We start from the raw sequence: 1,460 nt of genomic DNA, 5'->3' as shown, positions 1-1,460 counted from the left end.
CACGGAAGTTAAGCTCTCTAGCGCCGATGGTAGTTGGGACCTTGTCCCTGTGAGAGTAGGACGTCGCCAAGCAAAAATCTAAGTCGATTCGACTTAGATTTTTTTGTGTTTATTTTTATTTACCAAATGTTATAATTCATAAATTTAGTAATCTTAAAGAGGAAAAAAGATGAAATAGGGACTGTCTAAACTAAAATTTGAGCAATAATGCCGTAAAAGGTGATAAAGTAACGCGTTTAAATGTTAGTTTAAGGTAAGGATTACCTTTTTATATTAATTAAGTTGTAGAATGACTAAAAATATTTACTCTTTATATGAAAAACGTTATGTGAAAAATAGCTATTCAGCTGTTTTTCACATAACGTTTTTTCGTTTTTAGAGGATTTCACATAAGAAAAAATCTATAATTAAGATGGTTAACATATATTTTTTGATGGGTGTGGGGGATTATGAAAGAAATATGCATGTTATTAGTAGCTGTTATATTATGGGGGACAGCTATTGCGCCAACAAAGTGGGCATTAGAATCTATTCAGCCATTTACTTTGTTGTTTATTCGCCTTTTCTTCGCGGGGGGAATCTGTTTACTATTCTCATTTAAACAATTAAAAAGATCAGTTGTATATAAGCAGGTCCCATGGAAAAGAATGAGTTTACTATCTTTTACTGGTGTAGCTGGGTATTTTATGTTCACATCCTACGGTATTTCTTTAACAAGTGGATTGCATGTTAGTATCATTGATGCTGCATTGCCATTAGTTACAATTCTTTTTTCGGCATTCTTTTTAAAAGAGAAAATTCAGTTGAATTATTGGATTGGAATTATGCTAGGAGCTATAGGTGTGCTTTTGATTACTGTTCCTTCTGACAATACTGATCAAGAGGTCTCTTTAATAGGGGATATACTTATTTTATTGAGCACTTTTTTATTTGCCTTCTATACAATATTGTTAAAACGCCCGAGGCAAGAGCGATATTTATCTAATAATGTTTTTACAACGCTAACTTTAATTATTGGAGCCGTTATTTTATTGCCTTTTGCAATGGTGGAAATCTTTTATTATGGTTTTCCAAAGATTGAAACATGGAAGACAGTATTTAGCGTAATGTATCTTGTTATAGGTGCAACAATTTTGGCGTATTGGTTTTGGAACAAAGCGCTAGAGAGGATTTCAGCATCGGTAAGTGGGTTATATTTAAATGGATTACCATTAATAAGTATTGTTACTTCAATTGTTCTATTAGATGAATCTTTAACATGGAAGATAATAATAGGGGGAAGCTTAGTTTTAATAGGAGTAGGATGGGCAGATAAGCAAAAAATAGATAATTTATTAAAGAGAAATAGTTTAAATGTTAAAAAGATACCTAATATATAAGGTATCTTTTTCTTACGATTAGTCAATCTGTATTTTTAGATTTTTAATACATTGGTTCTCACAAAATATAAGTATTCATTT

The 1,460-nt window shown here is 31.2% G+C and carries 1 protein-coding gene; it reads left to right on the top strand.

All coding sequences use genetic code 11. The features are described from left to right. Positions 1-449: 449 nt before the first annotated feature. The gene (locus tag PDL00_RS34625) at positions 450-1,379 is read left to right on the top strand and encodes a DMT family transporter (RefSeq protein WP_270733842.1); all 930 of its coding nucleotides are present in this window, start codon (positions 450-452) and stop codon (positions 1,377-1,379) included. The last annotated feature ends 81 nt before the right edge of the window (positions 1,380-1,460 follow it).

Origin of the sequence: Bacillus cereus group sp. TH152-1LC, assembly GCF_027710505.1 — a bacterium.
Classification (GTDB): Bacteria; Bacillota; Bacilli; order Bacillales; family Bacillaceae_G; genus Bacillus_A; species Bacillus_A mobilis.
This window is presented reverse-complemented; position numbering and strand designations above follow the sequence as displayed.

Coding starts and splice junctions, on each gene's coding strand:
- PDL00_RS34625 (WP_270733842.1), top strand. CDS start 450: ATGAAAGAAATATGCATGTTATTAGTAGCTGTTATATTATGGGGGACA.